Origin of the sequence: Limnoraphis robusta BA-68 BA1, assembly GCF_034932365.1 — a bacterium.
Taxonomy (GTDB): Bacteria; Cyanobacteriota; Cyanobacteriia; order Cyanobacteriales; family Microcoleaceae; genus Capilliphycus; species Capilliphycus robustus.
Genome location: NZ_JAYGHR010000077.1, coordinates 20,270 through 41,155, shown reverse-complemented (window position 1 = coordinate 41,155; position 20,886 = coordinate 20,270). Strand labels below are relative to the sequence as shown.

Here is a 20,886-nt window from a genome sequence, read left to right as displayed (position 1 = left end):
TCTTGGTGTTGTTTCTTATGTCTCTATTATCGAGAACATTTTGTTGAGGAGGAAATTCACCACGAAGACACAAAAACACAAAGATTTGCTCTTGGTGTTGTTTCTTATGTCTCTATTATCGAGAACATTTTGTTGAGGGGGAAATTTACCACGAAGACACAAAGACACGAAAGTTTTCTCTTGGTGTCTCTGTGTCTTGGTGTTCTTTTTTTCTTCCGATTAAAATTGGGGAATGGTTAAACCTTTAAGCTGAATTGGCTTTGAGGCTGTTAACCTTTTCCCTTGAATTAAAACTCCAAACCCCCCTAAACCCATTGGGTTAATCAGAGAATGTAAGGAGTCACGTCTTCGTAACACTTCGGATAAATTTTGTCCTGGAGTTTGGGAATTTGCTGCTATGCGATCGCCGAGTCCTAATGCCATTAAAAATAGGGCTTGTTGAGTGAAGCCGATGATTTCTAATTCTAATAGTTCTCCTTGTTTTTCTAAGGCGGTAAAATCTACGTGAGCGGTTATATCTTGTTTGCCAATATAAATGTAAGGATTGTTATGATGACGGTGTTGATAATAGCATTGCAAGGTTCCGCTTGAACGAGTTGGGGTATAATAGCGCTCGGCAGAGTAGCCGTAATCAATGGTTAATACAAATCCTTGATTTAATTTTTTGGCAATTGTTGTTATCCAATCGATAGCAGCTAGGTTGATTTCAGTGCGATAACCTTCGGGATAAATATTGGATAATAGGTCTATTTTTAGCGGGGAAAAATAGCTTAAAAGTTGGGGGGTTGACAACTCACCCTCAATTTCGGTAAAATAAGCATTACTGCTATACTCGCCCTCTCTATGGGAATTTAGGGAATTTAACGATACATAGAGTTCTCGGAGTTGGCGATCGCGAACAATCACTTGATGAACCGGGAGAGCGTCCACGAGTTCGTTAGAGAAGAAACAGCCTGTAATTGAATCATCAGGAATCTCCGGCCATTCACACCAACGCACAGAGACAGCAGAACCGATTGTGTTTTGGAGTTTTTGTTGTTGTTCGGCTTTGAGGGCGGGTGATTTTTCGATAATTATATAATCGATAACCTCGAAGCAGTGCGGATACTGTCGCTGAATGTATTGTAGGATATCCGCCGCGAGAATCCCTTGTCCGGCGCCCATTTCCACGAGGGTAAACGGCTGAGGTTGATGTAAAATCTCCCACATCTCCACTAACTGTTCAGCGAGTAATTCTCCGAAGTCAGCGCCCAAATGAGGGGCGGTAAAAAAATCGCCTTCTGCACCGATGCGAGTGTGAGGAGTTGCGTAATATCCCTGTTGGGGATGATAAAGAACCCCATTCATATAATCGGCAAAGGAAATGCGCTGATTTGGGCTAGCGGTAATTTGCTGAGTGATCAACTCACGCAGAATCAAGTTTTGATCGTCGCAGTCAGTTGGAGGTTGAAGGGTCATTAGACGAAAGATTTGAGATGAGTGTTAGGGACTTGATATTGAACCAAAATTACAACCCGCTCAAGGAATGCTATTAATCTACCACATTATATTCGATTGGGGGTTGGAGAGTCTGGATATCGCTATGTTGTCTAAATCTTCAGATTTGTTAATTTTATAATCTTTGATATATTGGGTATATTATCGCGATCATCAATTTCTAGTTTTTCACAGGGAATCCTAGAGTTGGGTTGTACTAGCTAGCTAGAGAAGCTTTCAGGGTGACAGAGGAGAGAATCTCAAAAATTATCTTCTCATCCTGCCCTATTAATTTTTTGATATAAAACAAAAAAAATTGGTATGTTCCTTCGGTGCAGGAACAGAATTTGGCTTTTCAATAAAATCAAAAAAATTCGATTCGCCTAAATATCACCTCTCGGTTTGAAAAACAGGTACACCATGATTGATAAAGCGTTGAACATCGATCTTTTTTATGATGGGATTCAAAAATTAAAAATCAATCTGAAAAAAGCAGGCATTAAAATCAAAAAAGGATTGATTTATCCTTTTAATACAATTTGGCTGATCTCAATCAATACTCCCCAAAGATTAAGTCAAGGAGAATATCACGTTGATTGGAGTCTCATGTCACTTGAAGATCTGTGTCAGCGATATCCGCAGCGAATTAAAAATCTATTTTCCAATCTCAACTTAGAAATAGAAGGCTTAAAAATTACTAAAATAGAAGTCTCCAAAGGCAATTGGTTAGGCGCCTGTAAAGCGTTACTTGAATATTACCGAAACGATCATCCGACTCAATGGCATCATCAGCTAGCAGTTCAACCGAATTCAGTCAATGATTCTGAGGCTGATTTATTACTAAAAGATATTTTCACCTTTCAATTAGCAAGTAGCCAAGTTCCTCGGTTAGCTAACCATCATTTAGATTGGTCATACAAAGGAGAAAACAATGATGAACAGTGGGCTTTTTTTCTCAATCGTCACTATCATTTTATTGACTTGTTGATGGCTTATCAACATACCGGAAAACCCTATTATATTGGCTACTTAAACCATCAAATTATTGATTGGATTCTTTCGAGTCCATCCTTAACAAATCCTTCCACCTGGGCGCAGTGGCGAGGCTTAGAAGTTGCTTGGCGAATGATTCATTGGTCGTCAATTTTTTATCATTTGCAACCCGTCCAAGAATTTTCGGATGTGGCTCGTATTCTCATGCTATCTAGTATTCCGAATCATGGCTATTATCTGCGACATCTTCATAGTTGGGGAGCGAACTGGCTGTGTCGAGAAATGAATGGTTTAGCGACAATATCTCTTTACTGGCCGGAATTTAAACAGGCTAAAGAATGGTTGAAATATGCGAAAAATCGTTTTATCAAAGAAATAGATATTCAGGTGTATCCCGATGGTGTTCACAAAGAACTAACCAGTCATTATCATCGAGTCACCATGAATGATTTTCAAAGTTTTGCGAGGTTATTAAATCAAGCTGATCAGTTCGTTCCTCTGCCTTTTAAAAAACGCTTAGAACAGATGTGGAATTATCTGGCTTATTCCATGCGTCCCGATGGCAGTGGTGTTTTGAATAATGATTCAGATCGAGATGAGAATCAACGGCCTGTGCAGGAAGCAGCCATCACCTATGATCGTCCTGACTGGACTTATATTACCACAAATGGAAAGCTGGGTCTGAAGCCAATAGGAGAGCCATCAGTCCTGTTTCCTTGGGCGGGTCAAATGATCATGCGAAATGGTTGGGATACCCAGGCTCATTGGGCATTTTTTGACATCGGGCCAATGGGAATTAACTATCACATTCATAACGATAAATTGCATCTTTCTATCGCGGCTTATGGACGAGATTTATTAGTCGATAGTGGTCGATATAGTTATGTTCGTAGTCCTTACTGGCGTTATTTTCGAGGGTCAGCGAGTCATAATGTAATTTTGGTTGATGGAGGCGGACAGAAGATGGATATCCGAGAAGCTCGTCGTCCGCTTGTTGAGAATATTAACTATAGTATCTCATCAGAATTAGACTATGCTCGGGGTCAGTTTGATCAGGGTTTTCAAAGGGTTTCAGGAACGGCGATTCACACAAGATCGGTTGTCTATCTGCATGATCAATACTGGATCGTTGTCGATCAAATTATTACAAATTGTCCGCGTAAACTGGAGACTTTATGGCATTTTCATCCAGATTGTACCGTCGTTGTAGAAGGAGATTCTGTCGGTTCAGTGGATGCGGGATTAGGAAATCTGAAAATAATTCCGGCTTCTCCGGTGGGTTGGATGGTTAATTTAATTCAAGGTCAAGAAAATCCGGTTCAAGGTTGGTGGAGTCGAGAATACAACCATAAACAACCCAATCCAACTGCGATTTATTCAACTCAAATTCAAGCTTCAACCTGCTTTGCTTGGGTTTTGGTTCCTGCAAAAGATCGGGTTCCTACAGTTACCGTGAATTTACTGTCATCTTTTTCTGATGCGATTATTTTATCAGTCAAAATAGGCGATCGCAGTCCTGCTACAATTGCAGTTAACTTCAACAAAAATCTACCTTTAGAAGTCAGTCCAGGTGTGATGCTTGTCGGGGACTGTGCGGTTTTCCGTGAGGGACAAGCTCCTTTAGTTGCTTGTGGTTCTATCATATCCGATCAAGTCGAAGAAATCTCTTCCAGTTCGCTTGCTGTTCTGCGGAAGCTTACCAACTTATGAGACAATAATAAACGAGATCGTCTTAAATTTGTCCGTCAACCCTGAAAATGACTGGGCAAGTCGGCGTTGGTCTCAATTGCTGCGTCTAGCTAAGTTGCAATGCAAATTTCAAACCCATCAACTTCTAAAGAGAGTGATTGTTCACTTCTGAAAAAACGGCTGTGGATCGAAAATCTTGTCAGTGAGACGGCTTCTCTGGAGTCGGATATTCTTCAAGCGACGGATGTAATTCACGGGTTAACTCAAAGCCCAAAAACTCTCTCTCCCAAGTATTTTTATGATGATCGCGGTTCGGTATTGTTTGAGGAAATTTGTGAGTTACCGGAATATTATCCGACTCGCACAGAAACTGCTATCTTGAGAAATTGTGCTTCAGAAATCGCTCATTTGACAGGCCCTTGTGAATTGGTTGAGTTGGGAAGTGGGAGTTCGACAAAAACGCGAATTCTGCTAGATGCTTACCAAAAGCTCAATTATCCTTTACGCTATTTACCGATTGATATTAGCGGGGGAATGTTGGAAAAAAGTGCCTATGAATTGTTAGGAGATTATCCTTCTTTGCAGGTTCATGGTTTGGTTAGTACCTATGAACTCGCGCTTCAACAACTAAAATCTCCCCCATTACCAACCCGGATGATTGGTTTTTTGGGGAGTACGTTGGGAAATCTCAGTCCGGCGGAATCTGATCAATTTTTTGCTCAAATTACAACCGCATTACAACCCGGAGAGTATTTTCTTTTGGGAATTGATTTGCAAAAACCTCCTAAGATTTTAGAAGCGGCTTATAATGATGCTCAAGGAGTAACTGCGGCGTTTAATTTGAATATGCTGCAACATCTTAATCGCCGTTTTGAAGGTAATTTTAATTTACAACAGTTTGAACATTGGGCTTTTTACAATCAACAAGAGCATCAGATCGAAATGCACTTGAGAAGTTTGCGATCGCAAACCGTTCAGTTGCGGAGTCTAGACTTAACGGTGAATTTTGCCGCCGGAGAAACGGTTCACACTGAAATTTCCCGCAAGTTTAACTTAGAAAAAATGCAAGCTTACCTGAAATCTAAAGGTTTAATCTCGCTACAGGTTTGGACGGATTCTCACCCCTGGTTTGCGGTGTTGCTGTGTCAGTTGGAAGCTAACAGTTAACTGCCTGTAGGGTGCATCAAATGACCTCATTTTTTGACCAGAAAGAGAGTAATCTGTTTGATGCACTCTAATTTTAATGATATAAGATAAACAAGAGTCTATCTGTTACATTGATTACAAATGGGAGTTGATTGTGCAAGTTCTATTGCAGATTTCTAGATTAATTGACCAGTTTAATGAATCGATTGGTCGTTTTGTTTATTGGTTTGCCCTGCTGATGATTGCTGTAGGAACGTGGAATGTTGTCGGTCGTTATGTAGGGCGGACAGTCGGGCAAAATCTCAGTTCAAACGTCCTCCTTGAAACGCAATGGTATATTTTTGATGTGATCTTTTTGTTAGGTGCGGCTTACACGTTAAAGCACAATGAACACGTCCGAGTTGATGTGATTCAAAGTCGCCTTAATACCAAACAAAAAGCTTTAGTTGATTTATTTGGAAGTGTATTTTTCCTGATTCCCTTTTGTGTGATGGTGATCTTCTATTCTTGGGGGGCTGTTAGCAATTCTTGGGCAATTTTAGAAACTTCACCTGATCCGGGTGGTTTACCTCGTTATCCAATTAAAAGCTTAATTATTGTCAGTTTCTTGTTGTTAATTTTGCAAGGAATTTCTGAGGCGATTAAAAACTTTGCCATTTTTAAAGGGATTCTCACGCCGGAAATTGAAGATCCCAGTCGCCGATCTTTGGAATAGCTGAAATCCCAGAATTGTATTGAGTAATTTGATGACATAAACTTCCTCTAGTTTGATCATAATTTCAAGTCTTTTGAATTGAAATCTGTTTAAATCTTGTCGAATGCTATGAATCCAGATCTGTTAAGTCTGTTAATGTTTGGGGCGGTGTTAGTCTTTCTTGCAATTGGCTATCCCGTTGCCTTTTCACTGGGAGGAGTTGCCCTCTTTTTTACGTTTATTGGTATGGCGTTGGGAATATTTGACCCGATTTTGTGGTCAGCAATGCCCCAACAAATTTTCGGTACTATGAATAATTTTACCCTACTTGCCATTCCCTATTTTATCTTTTTGGGGTCAATGTTAGAAAAATCTGGCATTGCTGAAGACCTCTTAGAAACGATGGGAATTTTATTCGGACGGGTGCGGGGTGGGTTAGCCGTTGCGGTGATCATTGTTGGGGCATTACTTGCGGCTACAACAGGTGTTGTCGCGGCAACGGTGATTGCAATGGGATTAATTTCTTTGCCGACAATGCTGCGATATAACTACAATAAAAAGCTGGCTACTGGAGTGATTGTCGCATCAGGAACCCTCGGACAAATTATTCCACCTAGTGTGGTTTTAGTGGTCTTAGGCGATCAACTCGGGGTTTCAGTCGGTGACTTATTTATTGGGTCAGTGATTCCGGGTTTATTAATGACGGGAGCCTTTTTAATTCATGTATTAATTGTAGCCTTTTTACGCCCTGATATTGCCCCAGCGTTACCGCAAGAAGTCCTAGATGCACCGGGACTCGGAGGCAAAATTATTAAAGTTTTAATTCCACCAATCTTACTGATAACCTTAATTTTAGGAACTATCTTTTTTGGGATAGCGACTCCAACAGAAGCGGGTGCTGTGGGTTGTGTCGGGACGATGATTTTAGCCGCAGCAAACCGCCGACTGAATTGGGAAAATATCAGCCAAGTTTGTGATGCCACTTTGCGAACCACTTGCATGGTGATGTTTATTTTAATTGGTTCGAGGGCATTTAGTTTAGTGTTTCGCGGACTCGGCGGTGAACAATTAGTCCGAGATTCCCTTTCTAATACACCGGGAGGGGCTATCGGCTTTTTAGTCATTACAATGTTATTAATCTTTATTCTGGGATTTTTTATTGACTTTTTTGAGATTGTTTTTATTGTCGTGCCGTTACTCGTTCCCATTGCCCAAAGTTTTGGGATGGATTTAGTTTGGTTTGGTGTGGTACTTGGGGCTAATATTCAAACCTCATTTCTGACGCCTCCTTTTGGCTTCGCGTTATTTTATCTACGAGGTGTTGCACCGCCCGAAGTCACAACCGAAGATATTTATCTAGGCGCAATTCCCTTTATTCTGCTACAATTAATGGTGTTAGTCTTGATTATTGTATTTCCGCAAATTGTTAGCTTTTTACCCTCGTTGGCAGCAACTTAAGTGACGGGTCAGGGTAATTGATGAATTACCCCAACAAAACTGTAAACTGAAAAAACGGAGTGCGATCGCCAAGAATCGAATAAAATATAAAATTAATTCAACCCAGACCCCAAACTTATATAATAATAAACAATCGTTCAGTTAACGTTTTGAGCCAGTGACTACAACACCCCTCCGCCCGGATTCTCAACCCACTTCTACCCAACGCCCCGACGACCAGGGACGCTTCGGCCAGTTTGGAGGCAAATATGTTCCAGAAACTTTAATGCCAGCTTTAGCGGAATTAGAAACCGCCTTCAAACAATACCGCCACGACCCGGAATTTCAACAGGAATTACAACAACTTTTGCGCGATTATGTGGGTCGTCCGAGTCCGTTGTATTTTGCTGAACGTTTAACCCAATATTACGCCAAACCGGATGGTACGGGAGCGCAAATTTACCTCAAACGCGAAGACCTCAACCACACCGGCGCCCACAAGATTAATAATGCCTTGGCTCAAGCGTTATTAGCCCTTAAAATGGGCAAACAGCGAATTATTGCAGAAACGGGCGCAGGTCAACATGGCGTCGCTACAGCAACCGTTTGTGCGCGGTTTGGCTTGCAATGCGTGATTTATATGGGCGTCCATGATATGGAAAGACAAGCCCTAAACGTCTTTAGAATGCGGCTGTTGGGGGCAGAAGTCAAACCCGTTGAAGCGGGAACCGGAACCCTGAAAGATGCCACCAGTGAGGCGATTCGAGACTGGGTAACAAATGTAGAAACGACGCACTACATTCTCGGTTCCGTCGCAGGCCCCCATCCCTACCCGATGATGGTGCGAGACTTTCATGGAGTTATTGGTGTAGAAACTCGCGCCCAATGTTTAGAAAAATGGGGCGGTTTACCTGATATTTTATTGGCTTGTGTGGGGGGTGGTTCTAACGCGATGGGACTGTTTCACGAGTTTGTCAATGAATCCTCTGTGCGGTTCATTGGCGTCGAGGCGGCAGGTTCAGGGATTGAGACGGGGAAACACGCCGCCACCCTCACCAAAGGACGAGTTGGGGTGTTGCATGGGGCGATGAGTTATCTATTACAAGATGATGACGGACAGGTAATCGAAGCCCATTCAATTAGTGCGGGTTTGGACTATCCCGGCGTTGGGCCTGAACATAGTTATTTAAAAGATAGCCAACGGGCAGAATATTATAGTGTTACTGACCAAGAAGCCTTAGATGCGTTTCAACGGTTATCGAAGTTAGAAGGAATCATTCCGGCGTTGGAAACTGCCCATGCGATTGCTTATTTAGAAACCCTTTGTCCGCAATTAGAAGGCAGTCCTCGGATTATTTTAAACTGTTCGGGACGGGGTGATAAAGATGTGCAAACAGTCGCTAAGTTTCTCGACCCTGCTTAAAAACCTGTTGATTTTCACTCGGTTCGCGAGTCAGCAGCAGTCAATGATGGGAATTGGAATGAATTCTTCTAATTCTACTGATTTGAGGAAGTTAGACCAATCATTGGTTAAAGTCGAATCAGACGGGTTAGCGCTCATTCCCTGAATAAGACTCGTTAAAGCATCATACCAAATACCGTTTTCTGCATAAACAAGATAACTTTTTTCGGTTTGATTATTTCCTAACTGACTGTTCAATTCTTGACTCCCTTGAACTCGTTTGATCCAGCCATGAACGCTGTGATTGTTTGATGGATTTTCCGAATCACAAACCAGTTCAAAAAACCAACGATACTCCCGTTCAAGTTCTAGGGGTTTTGCGGTTGAGGGAAGTTTAACACTAATAATTCCCGGTGTTTTTGATAGTTGAACTAAAATCGGTTTTTCGAGAACCGGACTTTGATTTTCATCTAAAAGCATCAATTCAGCTTGACGAATTTCGGTAGAATGATAAGGAATATAAAACCAAAATGTTGGATATTCTTTTGTCGTCAAACCCAGGTTTGTTTGAGGGATTAAAGCGGTTAGAGGGGGCTGAGTTGCAGGGCAATTTCCGCGACTTGCTCCCCCTTTACGATTACCCGGTCTGCCATCTCCATCAAAATCGAAGTTGTTGCTGGCTAGCTGAAAAAATGAGCTAGCTTTTGAAGGCTCATCAATTCCATAACTAATTTTTCCTGTAAAACTTAGGAAAAATAAGAGGGTTGTGAAGTATAGCTTTATCTGAGTCATTTTTCATTATATAGTCTTAGGAAAAGCAACTTTTATAACACCAGTGAGTATCAATGCCAACCCAGAGGGAACAATCGGTATCCAACCTCCTTTTGTTAAAGTAATATAGCCAATACCACCGATAAAAATTAGACTCACACTACCAATAATAAGATACAATATTATTGTAGGTTTTTGGCGATAAAAATAAAAAATAAAGAGGATTTCTCCAATCACAGCACATCCGAAAATCAAGAGAACTTCTCCCCACTTGGGTAACACCCAAAGCAAGGGTCGATTATCTTGAACTGCACTGAGAATTTGACTGATCATTTGAGCTTGAATAAAGACTCCCGGAGTATATTTAATCGGTGAATAACCCGCACTATAAGGCGTGAGAAAACCATCATCGATACTCTGAGCCGTTGTACCAATCAAAACAATTCTATCTTGAATCCACCTTGGATCAAAGCGATCGCTGAGAATATCACTTAATGTAACGGTTTGAGCGGGAGCTTCAGAAGATCGATAATTGAGCATAATTTGATATCCCATTGCATCTAATTGATGATAACCTCCCGTTGCAGGTTCAAGCTTTTTAAACTCAACTGAACCGATTTTAAAAGTATTCGGTGAAGTGCGATTAAATTCAATTCCTTCAGCCTTGAGATAACGATAAGCAACCTTATAACTAAAGGATTTTTCTGTATTACATTTAGAGTTTGGAGTCATTCCCAAAAGCTGACGCCGAACAATTCCATCCGGATCAATAGGTACATCACTAAACCCTACTTGTTGAAGCGGAACTTGATCGGGAGGAGGAATAGAAGGATTATTTTCACCGTCGCCAACTTCACAAACAACAATTAATTTTTCATCTTGTTTTAAGAGATTGGCTAATTTTTGCTTATTTTTTTGAACGGGAAAAGGACGATAAATATCCAAACCAATCACTCTCGGTTGATATTGATTGAGTTTTTCTAATAACTGTTTCAGTGCTGTATCCGATAAAGAACCTCGTAATTCATTGGGATTTTGAGCTTGAATATCTTTCTCTGTTACGGTTATAATTAAAATCCGAGGATCAGGTGGTTCATCGGGTTTTAACCGAATTAACGCATCTATTGCTTTCAGTTCCCAAGTTTGTAGTATTCCGAGCGATCGCACACCCATTACTAAGCTTGTTATAACGACACTTATCGTCAATATTTTTTGCCAATCATTCCATCGAAATAAAGGAGTTTTTTGGGGTTTAGACTGAGGTTTATTAGGCGGTTGACACAACTGTTCCCAAGTCAGCGATCGCGCTGTGGGATGCTGAAAAATAACAGGCAGCCAACTCGCACAGGGAAGTTCTTTTTCTAATTCATCATGTAAACGTTCCCGTGCTTTCCGCACTGCAAAAGCAAAAGATTTTCCGCTTGAAAAAGCAGTCAGAAAATACTTCAGAAAGGTTTGAGCCACTTGATCGGGAACAATTTCTCGCATGACAATCATTCGAGGAATATGCAAATCACTGAGTTCTTTAGCTAATCCTAATCCATCGCATGAATTAAAAATTGCTAGTTTTAACCCCGATTGAACTGTTTGTTTTAAACCATATTTAAGCTCACTCAGGGTTAAACTCTCTTGAGAATTAATGTAAATTGTTCCTTGCTCACCTTTGGTTTCACTGTGTCCCGCAAAAAACAGAATATCCCAAGTTTTTTCCCAGAGTTGCTCATTGATTTCTCGACGTTTCGGTTCAACTAAAAATACAAGATTTACATTCGGTAAACTCTCAAGAAGTTGGCGATCCTGTTCAATATTGATCCCTTCACTGTGTCCCAGAATTGCTAAAATTTTCACCTGAATATTAGGCGAAGATTCAGAGGAAATGTTATGATATTCTGGAGTGCTAAAGGCAACTTCAGCCAGACGAGATTCCACCCAATCCCAAAGATGCCAGGGTAGTTTTTGAAGTTGAGGATCACAAGTGCGAATTAACACTCGAAGCGTTTGATTGAGACTGAACCAATCTCGTAATTTTCGATCAATTTTTTGAAACTCTGAAGCATCTAGCCACGCTAAAAAACAACTACTCAGTTCTTTCGCTGAGTCTTTACAAGCCTCAACTCGATTAATACTACCATCATAAACAATACCTTCAACTTTTATCCGGTAAGGCGCACCAATTAAACGATACTTTTCCCAATGATTTTGTAAGCAAGTTGCGAGTTGAAGATTGGGAGGTAAACCGCCTGTCATTTCTAGTTCTCGTTGGTTTGCTAACCAAATTTCCAGGGTTACTCTTACCCCCCTTTCCAAATTTCCCTCTAATTTTAGGACAACTTGCTGTTCCATCATGGGTTACTCATCCTAACTCCAATTTTAGATCACAAAGGTTTCGACGATACTCAAATCTCCTAAAGCCACTTTAACACTAAAAATTTCTCCAGATTCCCCACTAAATTTTAATTGAATATTCTTCGTACTCCTGGCTTCGGCTTGCATGACAGTTTCTCCATTTTCATCGAGTAACATCAGTTGTAGATTTTGAGGTAAATAAACTTGATTATTAGCGGGATACAACTCAACCTCAATACCCATTTCTAAGTCTGTTCTCGGTTGCAAACGAACCAATAAGCCAACCTGTTCAGCCGTTGGTTCTAAACTAAACTTTTTAATTCGTTCAACTCCCAAATCAGAATTTACAGGTATTAGAGAATCGGAAGTTATATTTCTACTTCGGAACGCCAGTTTCGGAGGAGAAAAAAAAGTTTCTAGGGTTTCCCAACTCCCCTCGAAAGTATTCTGTAGCCATTGGTTAAGTTTAACCGCATTTTCGATTTGACTCGCATATTTGAGAAAAAAATCCAGAGATTTTAACTGATTCAAAGGAACTTCTTCAGTAGAAACCTGTTTGATAAAACCCAAAATATTGGCTTCAGTTAAAGCCTTATTGAGTTGTACCGCAAAATAACCTCTGCGGTGATTCATAGACTCAAGCGGAATAGAAACAATTTGTTGAGAAGGAAGAACCGGACGACATTCAAACTTACCCAAATGCTGCACATTCAAATCGGCTACATCGCTAAATTTTTGCATCATTGGATCGAAACTCTCACTCGATTTCCAATCCGGTTCAAATCCCATACATTTCAAATAAAACTCCACCGCATACACGCTTAAAGTATTCAGATAAACTTGTTTAGCGTGTTTAGTATCAAGTTGTTTATGGCGAAACTCATCCGCCTTTTGATGAGTTTTGATCGAAAGAGGAACAGTAAACGTTAAAGATTCCATAAGATTGTTAGTTTTCATTTTAAATACCTCAATATACTTAGTTTAACGAAATCGAACTAATTTTGTAAGTATTCTCGGAAATAGGGTGTGAATTCCTTTAACCGCTTTTTATAAAACTCACACAACGAAGAAACAGGCACATTTAATTCGGCTGAAATATCTTTCCATTTGCGATCTTGCCAAATTTTAGCGATCGCCAAAAATTGAAACGTCGCTTTCGGCTGTCCTTTAATATACTCTTTGGTAAAGATATTATCTGGATTTTCTTCAATTAAATTTTGAAGTTCTTGAGATTCAGAAATTTGTTCGGCAGGTAGCCTAAAACTATCTAAGTCTTCTAAATTAGGTAAAGAAGCAACATCTTCATTTTTCTCACCTTTAGGTAAATAAGTTAGACCTCGACGGGTATATTGATTGAAACAATCAATAAATCGTTTATCCAAGAGAAAATTACACCAAGCCATCACATCTTGTTCGGGATTGTACTTATCAATATTTTGACAAATTTCCATCATCATTATACTTTTAGCTTCATTGTACAAATCCTCATAAATACTTACTGGAAAAGGAAATGAGCCTTTTTTCGGACGTATCAAACGATCCGATTTTAAAATTTTATCCATCAATATATTCAACCCTCGTCGGCGCTCGTAGCTTCCTTTCGGATGCTGTTGAGCCTCCCTTGCGAGTTGGTTGAACTGAGAATCAATTGGACTTTTCCCCTGGTGCATAGATACTTCCCATCCCTTGTTTAGGACTCTCTGTATAGTTTCTGCTGTCGGAGGTCGTTTTTTCGGACGACTCAGTTTTTGTTACAAAGTTTTAGACAAAAGAGTTGTTTATTGAGGTGTTGTGAATGTTCTCTAACGCTTATCTAGACAGAGTTATAAGCAATTTTCAGCGACACAAAACAAAATTTTTTTCAAAAAAGATCTTGAATTTCCGAAAAAAAGTAGAGCAAGTTCAGAAACCCAGACATAACTCAACTTCAGAATAAATTATTGCAGGAGGTTTGAAAATGTCAATAATTTTTGTAGATACCCTTGTAGACGAGAATGATGGCGATCTCAGTGTTGGAGATCTATCTTTACGAGAGGCAATAGCAAATGCTAGTCCTGGGGATGTGATCAACTTTGACTCCAGCCTTATAGGTGGCACTATCACCCTCACTGAAGGACAACTGAACATTAATAAACCTCTCACTATCAACGCTTTGGGTGCGGAAAACCTAACTATCAGTGGTAATAATAATTCCCGTGTTTTCCTAATTGATGATAGTGATAATAGTACCTCCATTCCCGTTGAGATTAATGGTTTAACTATTTCTGATGGTCATTTACCCCGGACTTTGACTTCTGGTGCCGGCATTCTCAATTATGAGAGACTCGAATTGTTTGATGTTATCGTCACCAATAATCAAGGTGGTTCTCGAGGTACTGGCATAGGTAATATAGGATTTCTAAAAATATCTGACAGCGTTGTAAAAGAAAACAGTAACGGATTATTTAGAGGAGCAGTTGGAGGAGCAGCCGGTATCGCCAACTTTAGTGAGGCTACCCTGGAGATTGAAAGAAGCACTATTAGTAACAATAGTTCCGGAAAAAATGGTGGTGGTATTATTAATAGTGGCGGCATCTTGGAGATCAGGAATAGCACGATTAGCGGCAATACAATTGACGCCGCAGAAATTGGATTTGGAGGGGCAGGAATTTTTAATTCTTTGGATGGTACTTTGACCATTAGTAACAGTACAGTTACCAATAACGAGATTGTACTTAACCCTGACAGCAATACATCTACTTTTATCGCTGGAGGCATTCAAAGCAACTCTGGTGTCGTTACTGTCAACAATACAATAGTTGCTGGCAATAAAACCGATGCTGTTTCCAACGATGTTGAAGGCAGTTTTAACAGCAATGGCAACAACCTGATTGGTAATTTAGGAGGTAGCACAGGGTTTAACAGCAGTGAACAGTTAACTGTACCGATTGACTCGGTTATCGATCCCGTATTAGCAAATAACGGGGGTTTTACCGAGACTCATGCTCTGGTTTCTGGTAGTCCTGCCATCGATGCGGCGAGTAGTTCTGAGTTGACAGATCAACGGGGCGTTTCCCGACCTTTTGGAAGTAACCCCGATATTGGTGCCGTTGAATTTAGTCTACTTGATACTATTCCTGTGCCTGCTGAGTCTGAGATTGACCAATATTTAATCGGTGATTGGAATGGTGATGGCATAGATGATCTCGCAATTCGAGATGAGTTTCGGGTATTCATGGATTACACCCGCGATGGAATCCCCGACATTATTCAAGAATACGGCAGAGGCAACAACGAAGATGAATATTTAGTCGGAGATTGGGACGGGGATGGTCGCGATAACCTCGCCGTGCGACGGGGTAATCAAGTGTTCATGGATACGAACTTCGATGGTTCCTATGATGTGTTGCAACAGTACGGCACTGGCAACAACGAAGATGAATATTTAGTCGGAGATTGGGACGGGGATGGTGACGATAACCTCGCCGTGCGACGGGGTAATCAAGTGTTCATGGATACGAACTTCGATGGTTCCCATGATGTGTTGCAACAGTACGGCAGAGTCAACAACGAAGATGAATATTTAGTCGGGAATTGGGACGGGAATGGTGGCGATAACCTCGCCGTGCGACGGGGTTTTGAAGCGTTTATGGATACGAACTTCGATGGTTCCCATGATTTCATCCGCTATTTTATCTAGAAGTCTACCCTTATTCTGATTCTGGTAATACCTACGATCTTTGGTGGGATGATGTGGCTTCTTTGTAAAGCGAACAATTCTTAAAGAAGTTACTCAATTGATTTTTGAACTGATATGAGCGATCGCATTTTTCTAATAAAATACGCGATCGCTATATTTTTTGGAATTTTTCTAAAAAAAGATCGAATTTACGAAAAAAAGTAAAACAAGTTCAGAAACATATGTAGAACACAGTTGACAAGGCTCGCGCACTGACAGCTAATTTCATGGAGGAATGACTCAAGTGAAGTTAGGACAAATATTGGTTCGGAAAAAGTTGATTTCTTTCTCTCAGTTAGAACAAGCCCTAACGTTTCAGTCTTCATCTTCTCAGAAATTAGGGGAACTACTGGTAACACAAAGATTAATTGGAGAGGAGGACTTACAACAAGCAATCAAAGAGCAATATTGGCGAGATAATGGCTTTTGGGTGATTGACTAATATTCATCTTTTTTTGCGTTTATTCCGAGAATCGTTTGATTACGATTATTCTCCCTGTTGAGGTCTATTATGTCCAAAAAAACTCCCTCAATTTTACCTGCTGAACTTGCGAATCAGTATTTATCGTCTGATCAGTTTGTGCGGATCATTAATGCTGAGTCTCAAACAGTTTACGGTTGGTGTAATGTAGAAGATTTACTAGAAACGCTGGCGGGAAATAACATCAAAAAGTTTTTAGTGATTCCATTGGATGTAGACGATTGAGAGGGTTAGATGAGGTAAAAAATGGCTGAAATCAAGACCGATAGACCATTCCCCAGGAGTCAACTTTACAAACATTCCCTTTATGTAAAGAACATTTCTTTATATTTTAAAGATTGGGTAAAGGATGTTGACTTGTTACGAACAGGTTAGTATAGTATGAACACATTAAACTTCTAACACTCTGTAGGTTAACCCCGATCTAAGATTGAATTGATTGTCTAAGTATTCAAACTCTGTTCAGAAATAAAAATTCAATCAAAGCTTACAGTTATTTACATCATCTGGAGATTAGTGCAAATGAAAATGATCAAGTTAATGACCGTTACAGCGTTAACGGTGGGGGCTGTTTTCGGAACTATTGTAGAGTCAGCAGAGGCAAGAGGGGGTAGATGGTCTATAAATAGTTTCCGTGGATTCGATAGTAATTATGAATTCAGCTTATTTACCGAAACGCCTGAAGGTGAAGAAATATTTGATAGTCAACCGAACCGCCAAGACTGGGGTATTTTTAAGGGAGCTATTCAGAATTTTAATTATACAGTAACAGAATGTTGTACTTCTCCTGAAGAAACCCCTGAGATACTAGAATCTGATTCATTTGATGTTTTGGATTTGAGAGCAAGGATAAGACAAGAATGGGGATTGACTGAATATAGTGTTATTAATTCTCAGACAGGCAGGAGAGAAAGTAGTTCAGAAAGTAGTCTTTTCATTGAATATAGTTTTATTAATCCCAAGACGGGCAGGAACGAATTTATTCCACCAGGTTCAGGAGGTGTTACTCTGGTAGACTTTGCGATACCTTTAGCTGAAATACCAAAGGAACTCGATCCAGTTAATTCCTTAAAAGATATCTTCACTCTTTTCAGACAGCCATCATTGATTGAGAGGCTATTACAACAAAATTTAGAAAATTCGGAGATAGAAGTCGTTGAAGTATCTGTTCCTGAATCTGACATTTCAAACTCTTTACTCATTCTAGGAGTTGTAGGTGCAGGTTGGGGACTTCAGCGTAAGTTGAATCGTAAATCATAAATTTTCTTGAATTCAGGATGCGGGGAAACGGATGAAATTAATTTTTCTTCCGTTAACGCTTTGGAAAGCAGACAGAAGCATTGTTAACTCATTCGTTTCCATATCCATTTCCTCAACCATTAACTCCAAAATCTCCAAGTTAATCCATCTTCTTCAACATCCGTTTCAAACAGGGTTGACTTTTTGGGTAAAAACCTTCATAACAGAGTTGTCTGCTCTCTTACCCGCTCACCTGTCGCAGTGCATCGAAATCATGTTGAACAACCTCATTCAATTGTCGTGTATCGGGTTTATCGGAGGAAGTCTTCTCAGTATTCTGTTTACTCCTTTCCCCGCAGATGCACAAATTGTCCCAGATAACACCCTACCCCAAAACTCTATCGTTACTCCCCAAGGTAATGTCACACAAATTGATGGAGGAACAAGAAACGGGAACAATCTTTTTCATAGTTTTGAGCGGTTTTCTGTCCAGACGGGGGAAACTGCTTTTTTTAATAACGCTGTTGAGGTTCAGAATATTTTCTCTCGCGTTACAGGGGGTTCCATTTCAGAAATTAATGGCGTTTTGAGAGCGAATGGAATTTCTAATCTATTTCTAATTAATCCCAATGGAATTATCTTTGGTGAAAATGCTTCCCTTGATATTGGAGGTTCGTTTTTTGCGACAAGTGCAGATAGTATCATTTTCGCTAATGGAAGTGAATTTAGAGCAACTAATCCCAATACTCCACCGCTATTAATCATTAATATTCCTGTTGGTTTAGGGTTTCGAGAAAATCCAGGTCAAATTGTTAACCGTTCTTTTGCTTCTGTTGTAGAAGTTGATGAAACAGGAGTTGAATTTAAGACACCTATCGGTTTGCAAGTTCCACCTGAAAAAACTTTGGCTCTTATTGGAGGAGAAGTTAATCTAGAAGGTGGAATTCTGACAACAACAGGAGGACGAATTGAATTAGGTAGTGTCGCCGGAAATAGCTTTGTTAGCCTTACAACCGTACCAGAAGGATTTACTTTAAATTACGACGGCGTGCAGAATTTTCAAAATATTAGTCTATCTAACCGAGCTTTAATAGATACAAGTGGTGAACGAGGAGGAGGAATTCAAATTCAGGGAAGACAAGTAAATCTCACAGGTGATTCTGTTATTGTTTCCAATACGTTTGGTGCAGAACCCGGAGAAAATGTAATTGTTATTGCTTCTGAATCTTTAAATATGAGTGGAGATGCAACCGAACTAGCGACCTATAGTGAAGGAACAGGTGCCGCAGGTAATTTAATACTTGAAACCGGAAGATTAACTATCCAAAATGGTGCATTTGTCATAACTGTTGGTCGAGGTCAAGGTCAACCCGGAAATTTAGAAGTTAGTGCAACTGAATCAGTAGAATTAGTAGGAACCACAACAGATGAGTTACCAAGTGGTTTATTTGCAGAAGTTGAAGCAGAAGCTACAGGCGAAGGAAGAACCCTCTCAATTGACACGAAACAGTTAATTATTCGGGATGGAGCGCAAGTTTCTGTGGTTACTTCTAGCACAGGTCAAGGAGCAGATTTAATAATAAATGCTAGCGACTCAGTAGAACTGATAGAGACAAGAACAGAGGGTTCCAGTCCTACAGCGTTGGTGGCTCAAGCTTTTGATGAAGGTACAGGAGGAACAATTACTCTGAATACTGAAAGGTTGATTGTTAGAAATGGAGCGCAAATATCAGCTTCTACCTTTGATTCCGGTCAGGCTGGAGATTTAATCATAAGAGCCTCTGATTCTGTTGTATTGCAGGGTAGTCAAATCACATCAGAAAATACATTTCCAAGTGGATTGTTTACTAAAGTTGAACCAGGAGCGACAGGTGATGCTGGAAACTTAATTATCGAAACTGGACAACTTTCTGTACTAGATGGGGCGCAGATATCCAGCACTGCTAGAAATGGAGGTCAAGGTGGAAATGTGACGATTAATGCTGTGAATTCCGTTATTTTAAGCGGAACTACATCTGTACCAGAACCGCAGCAAGACCAAAGAAGTGGGATTTTTGTTTCGGCTGAACCGCCGGCGCGTGATAATGAGGGGAATTTAATTCTAGATGAGTCAGGACAACCGTTTATTACCACTGCTGATGCTGGAGAATTAATTATAAATACCCCTGAATTAATTGTTGAAAATGGGGCGAGAATCTCTGCGGATAATTTTGGGACGGGTGGCGGAAGTAATGTTAACTTAAATGTTAATCGATTAATTATTCGGGATGGAGGACAAATTGGGGCGGGTTCTCTTGTCGAAGAAAATGCTATTAATAATGAACGGGGTTCGGGCGGAACATTAACAGTAAATGCTTCTGAATCTGTAGAAATTACGGGAACTGATACGATTGGCTCGAATGTTGAAAATAGTCGTTTATTTACCTTAGCAGAAGGAACGGGAAATGCGGGGAATATAAGCCTTTTTACGCCTAATTTAACCGTTGCAAATGATGGAGAAGTTAACGTGAGTGCGACGGGAACAGGAGAAGCAGGAAGTTTAAATATTGAAGCGAATTCTATTCGTTTGAATAACGCTAGTCTGAGAGCTGAAACCCGTCTGGGAAATCAAGGAAATCTTACCATAAATTCGCCCGATATTCAACTGCGTCGAGGCAGTCAAATTACCACAAATTCCTTAGAAACAGGCACGGGTGGAAATATTACGATTAATAGTAATCAGTTAGTTGCAATTGAAAATAGCGATATTTCTGCCAATGCTCAAGCGGGGTTAGGGGGTCAAGTGATTATTAATGCAGATGCCGTTTTTGGAACTCAATTCCGTACTCAACAAACCTCAGCCAGTGATATTACTGCAACCTCTGAACTGGGTGCAGAATTTAGCGGAACGGTTGAATTAAATAGCGAAATTGACCCCGCTCAAGGATTAGTAGAACTCCCTCAAACGGTTGTTGATCCGGCTGCATTAATTGCTCAAGATGCCTGTAAAAAAGGTCAATATAGTTCATTTGTGAATACAGGTCGAGGCGGTTTACCTCCCAGTCCGCAAGAAAGTTTACGCAGTGAAGAAACGTTAGTTCCTTTAATAGAATTGCCTCCAGATATTGAGTCTCGCCGCAATCATTCACCCTCTCAAAGAAATAGAATTTCCAGAAATGACTCTAGAAAATCTGATCAGGTTTCGAGTGCAGATATTCTCCCTGCTAGAGGATGGATACGCAATCAGAAAGGAGAGGTAATTCTTGTGAGTTATGACCCGACTCGAACCGGAGTTCAACGTCAGCGACAACCGACAATTCAATGTCAACCTTAAACTTTTCAAAGACAAAAGCCAACCACTTCCCCAGCTTCTCCGCCAATCCTATATCGCAAACATTTAAGTATTTCATCTGAAATTATGGGTAGGGGCGTAAGGCTTACGCCCCTACTTACACCCTTACGCCCTTACTTACTAAAAACGGCGATCGCTAAATTTTGATCAATTGACTCACACA

15 protein-coding genes are annotated in these 20,886 nt (G+C 40.3%); 10 read left to right on the top strand and 5 right to left on the bottom strand.

Translation table 11 applies throughout. The features are described 5' to 3' along the window. Positions 1-219 precede the first annotated feature (219 nt). Positions 220-1,458, bottom strand: a complete 1,239-nt coding sequence (locus tag VB836_RS22470) for a class I SAM-dependent methyltransferase (protein WP_046280802.1) — start codon at positions 1,456-1,458, stop codon at positions 220-222. Positions 1,459-1,896: 438 nt separating this feature from the next. On the opposite strand from VB836_RS22470, the gene VB836_RS22465 reads away from it, so the two are divergent. From VB836_RS22465 to trpB, 5 genes are all read left to right on the top strand, one after another. Then, a complete protein-coding gene (locus VB836_RS22465) occupies positions 1,897-4,179 on the top strand; it encodes an alginate lyase family protein (protein ID WP_323222706.1) in 2,283 nt (760 codons plus the stop codon). A 99-nt stretch (positions 4,180-4,278) separates the two neighbouring features. Next, positions 4,279-5,325: an L-histidine N(alpha)-methyltransferase gene (gene egtD / locus VB836_RS22460; protein ID WP_323222704.1), complete on the top strand. Its 1,047-nt coding sequence runs from the start codon at positions 4,279-4,281 to the stop codon at positions 5,323-5,325. A gap of 133 nt (positions 5,326-5,458) precedes the next feature. Next, positions 5,459-6,019 carry a TRAP transporter small permease subunit gene (locus tag VB836_RS22455; protein ID WP_046280805.1) on the top strand — a complete coding sequence of 187 codons (561 nt, stop codon included), beginning with the start codon at positions 5,459-5,461 and terminating at the stop codon, positions 6,017-6,019. Between the two features lie 108 nt (positions 6,020-6,127). Next, a complete protein-coding gene (locus VB836_RS22450) occupies positions 6,128-7,456 on the top strand; it encodes a TRAP transporter large permease (RefSeq protein ID WP_323222702.1) in 1,329 nt (442 codons plus the stop codon). A gap of 157 nt (positions 7,457-7,613) precedes the next feature. Beyond that, entirely contained in the window at positions 7,614-8,858 is a 1,245-nt protein-coding gene (gene trpB, locus VB836_RS22445; protein WP_046280807.1) for a tryptophan synthase subunit beta, read from the top strand. A 30-nt stretch (positions 8,859-8,888) separates the two neighbouring features. Here trpB and VB836_RS22440 read toward each other — a convergent pair whose 3' ends face one another. The 4 genes from VB836_RS22440 to VB836_RS22425 are packed head-to-tail and all read right to left on the bottom strand — an operon-like array spanning position 8,889 to position 13,624. After that, complete coding sequence (locus VB836_RS22440) at positions 8,889-9,629, bottom strand: DUF928 domain-containing protein (protein ID WP_323222700.1); 741 nt, start codon at positions 9,627-9,629, stop codon at positions 8,889-8,891. Positions 9,630-9,635: 6 nt separating this feature from the next. After that, on the bottom strand, positions 9,636-11,954 hold the full coding sequence (locus VB836_RS22435) for a CHASE2 domain-containing protein (RefSeq protein ID WP_323222698.1): 2,319 nt from the start codon (positions 11,952-11,954) through the stop codon (positions 9,636-9,638). 24 nt (positions 11,955-11,978) lie between these two features. Beyond that, complete coding sequence (locus VB836_RS22430) at positions 11,979-12,911, bottom strand: DUF1822 family protein (RefSeq protein WP_323222695.1); 933 nt, start codon at positions 12,909-12,911, stop codon at positions 11,979-11,981. Between the two features lie 38 nt (positions 12,912-12,949). Beyond that, positions 12,950-13,624 carry a hypothetical protein gene (locus VB836_RS22425; RefSeq protein WP_323222693.1) on the bottom strand — a complete coding sequence of 225 codons (675 nt, stop codon included), beginning with the start codon at positions 13,622-13,624 and terminating at the stop codon, positions 12,950-12,952. A gap of 287 nt (positions 13,625-13,911) precedes the next feature. Here VB836_RS22425 and VB836_RS22420 point away from each other — a divergent pair, with 287 nt between their 5' ends. The 5 genes from VB836_RS22420 (at position 13,912) to VB836_RS22400 (ending at position 20,705) form a co-directional block, all read left to right on the top strand. Further along, a complete protein-coding gene (locus tag VB836_RS22420; RefSeq protein ID WP_323222691.1) occupies positions 13,912-15,633 on the top strand; it encodes a choice-of-anchor Q domain-containing protein in 1,722 nt (573 codons plus the stop codon). Between the two features lie 274 nt (positions 15,634-15,907). Continuing rightward, positions 15,908-16,114 (top strand): hypothetical protein, encoded by a 207-nt coding sequence (locus VB836_RS22415; protein WP_323222689.1) that lies wholly within the window; start codon positions 15,908-15,910, stop codon positions 16,112-16,114. Between the two features lie 69 nt (positions 16,115-16,183). Then, entirely contained in the window at positions 16,184-16,378 is a 195-nt protein-coding gene (locus tag VB836_RS22410) for a hypothetical protein (protein ID WP_323222687.1), read from the top strand. 297 nt (positions 16,379-16,675) lie between these two features. Beyond that, a complete protein-coding gene (locus tag VB836_RS22405; RefSeq protein WP_323222685.1) occupies positions 16,676-17,413 on the top strand; it encodes a hypothetical protein in 738 nt (245 codons plus the stop codon). A gap of 253 nt (positions 17,414-17,666) precedes the next feature. Beyond that, positions 17,667-20,705 carry an S-layer family protein gene (locus VB836_RS22400; RefSeq protein WP_323222683.1) on the top strand — a complete coding sequence of 1,013 codons (3,039 nt, stop codon included), beginning with the start codon at positions 17,667-17,669 and terminating at the stop codon, positions 20,703-20,705. The last annotated feature ends 181 nt before the right edge of the window (positions 20,706-20,886 follow it).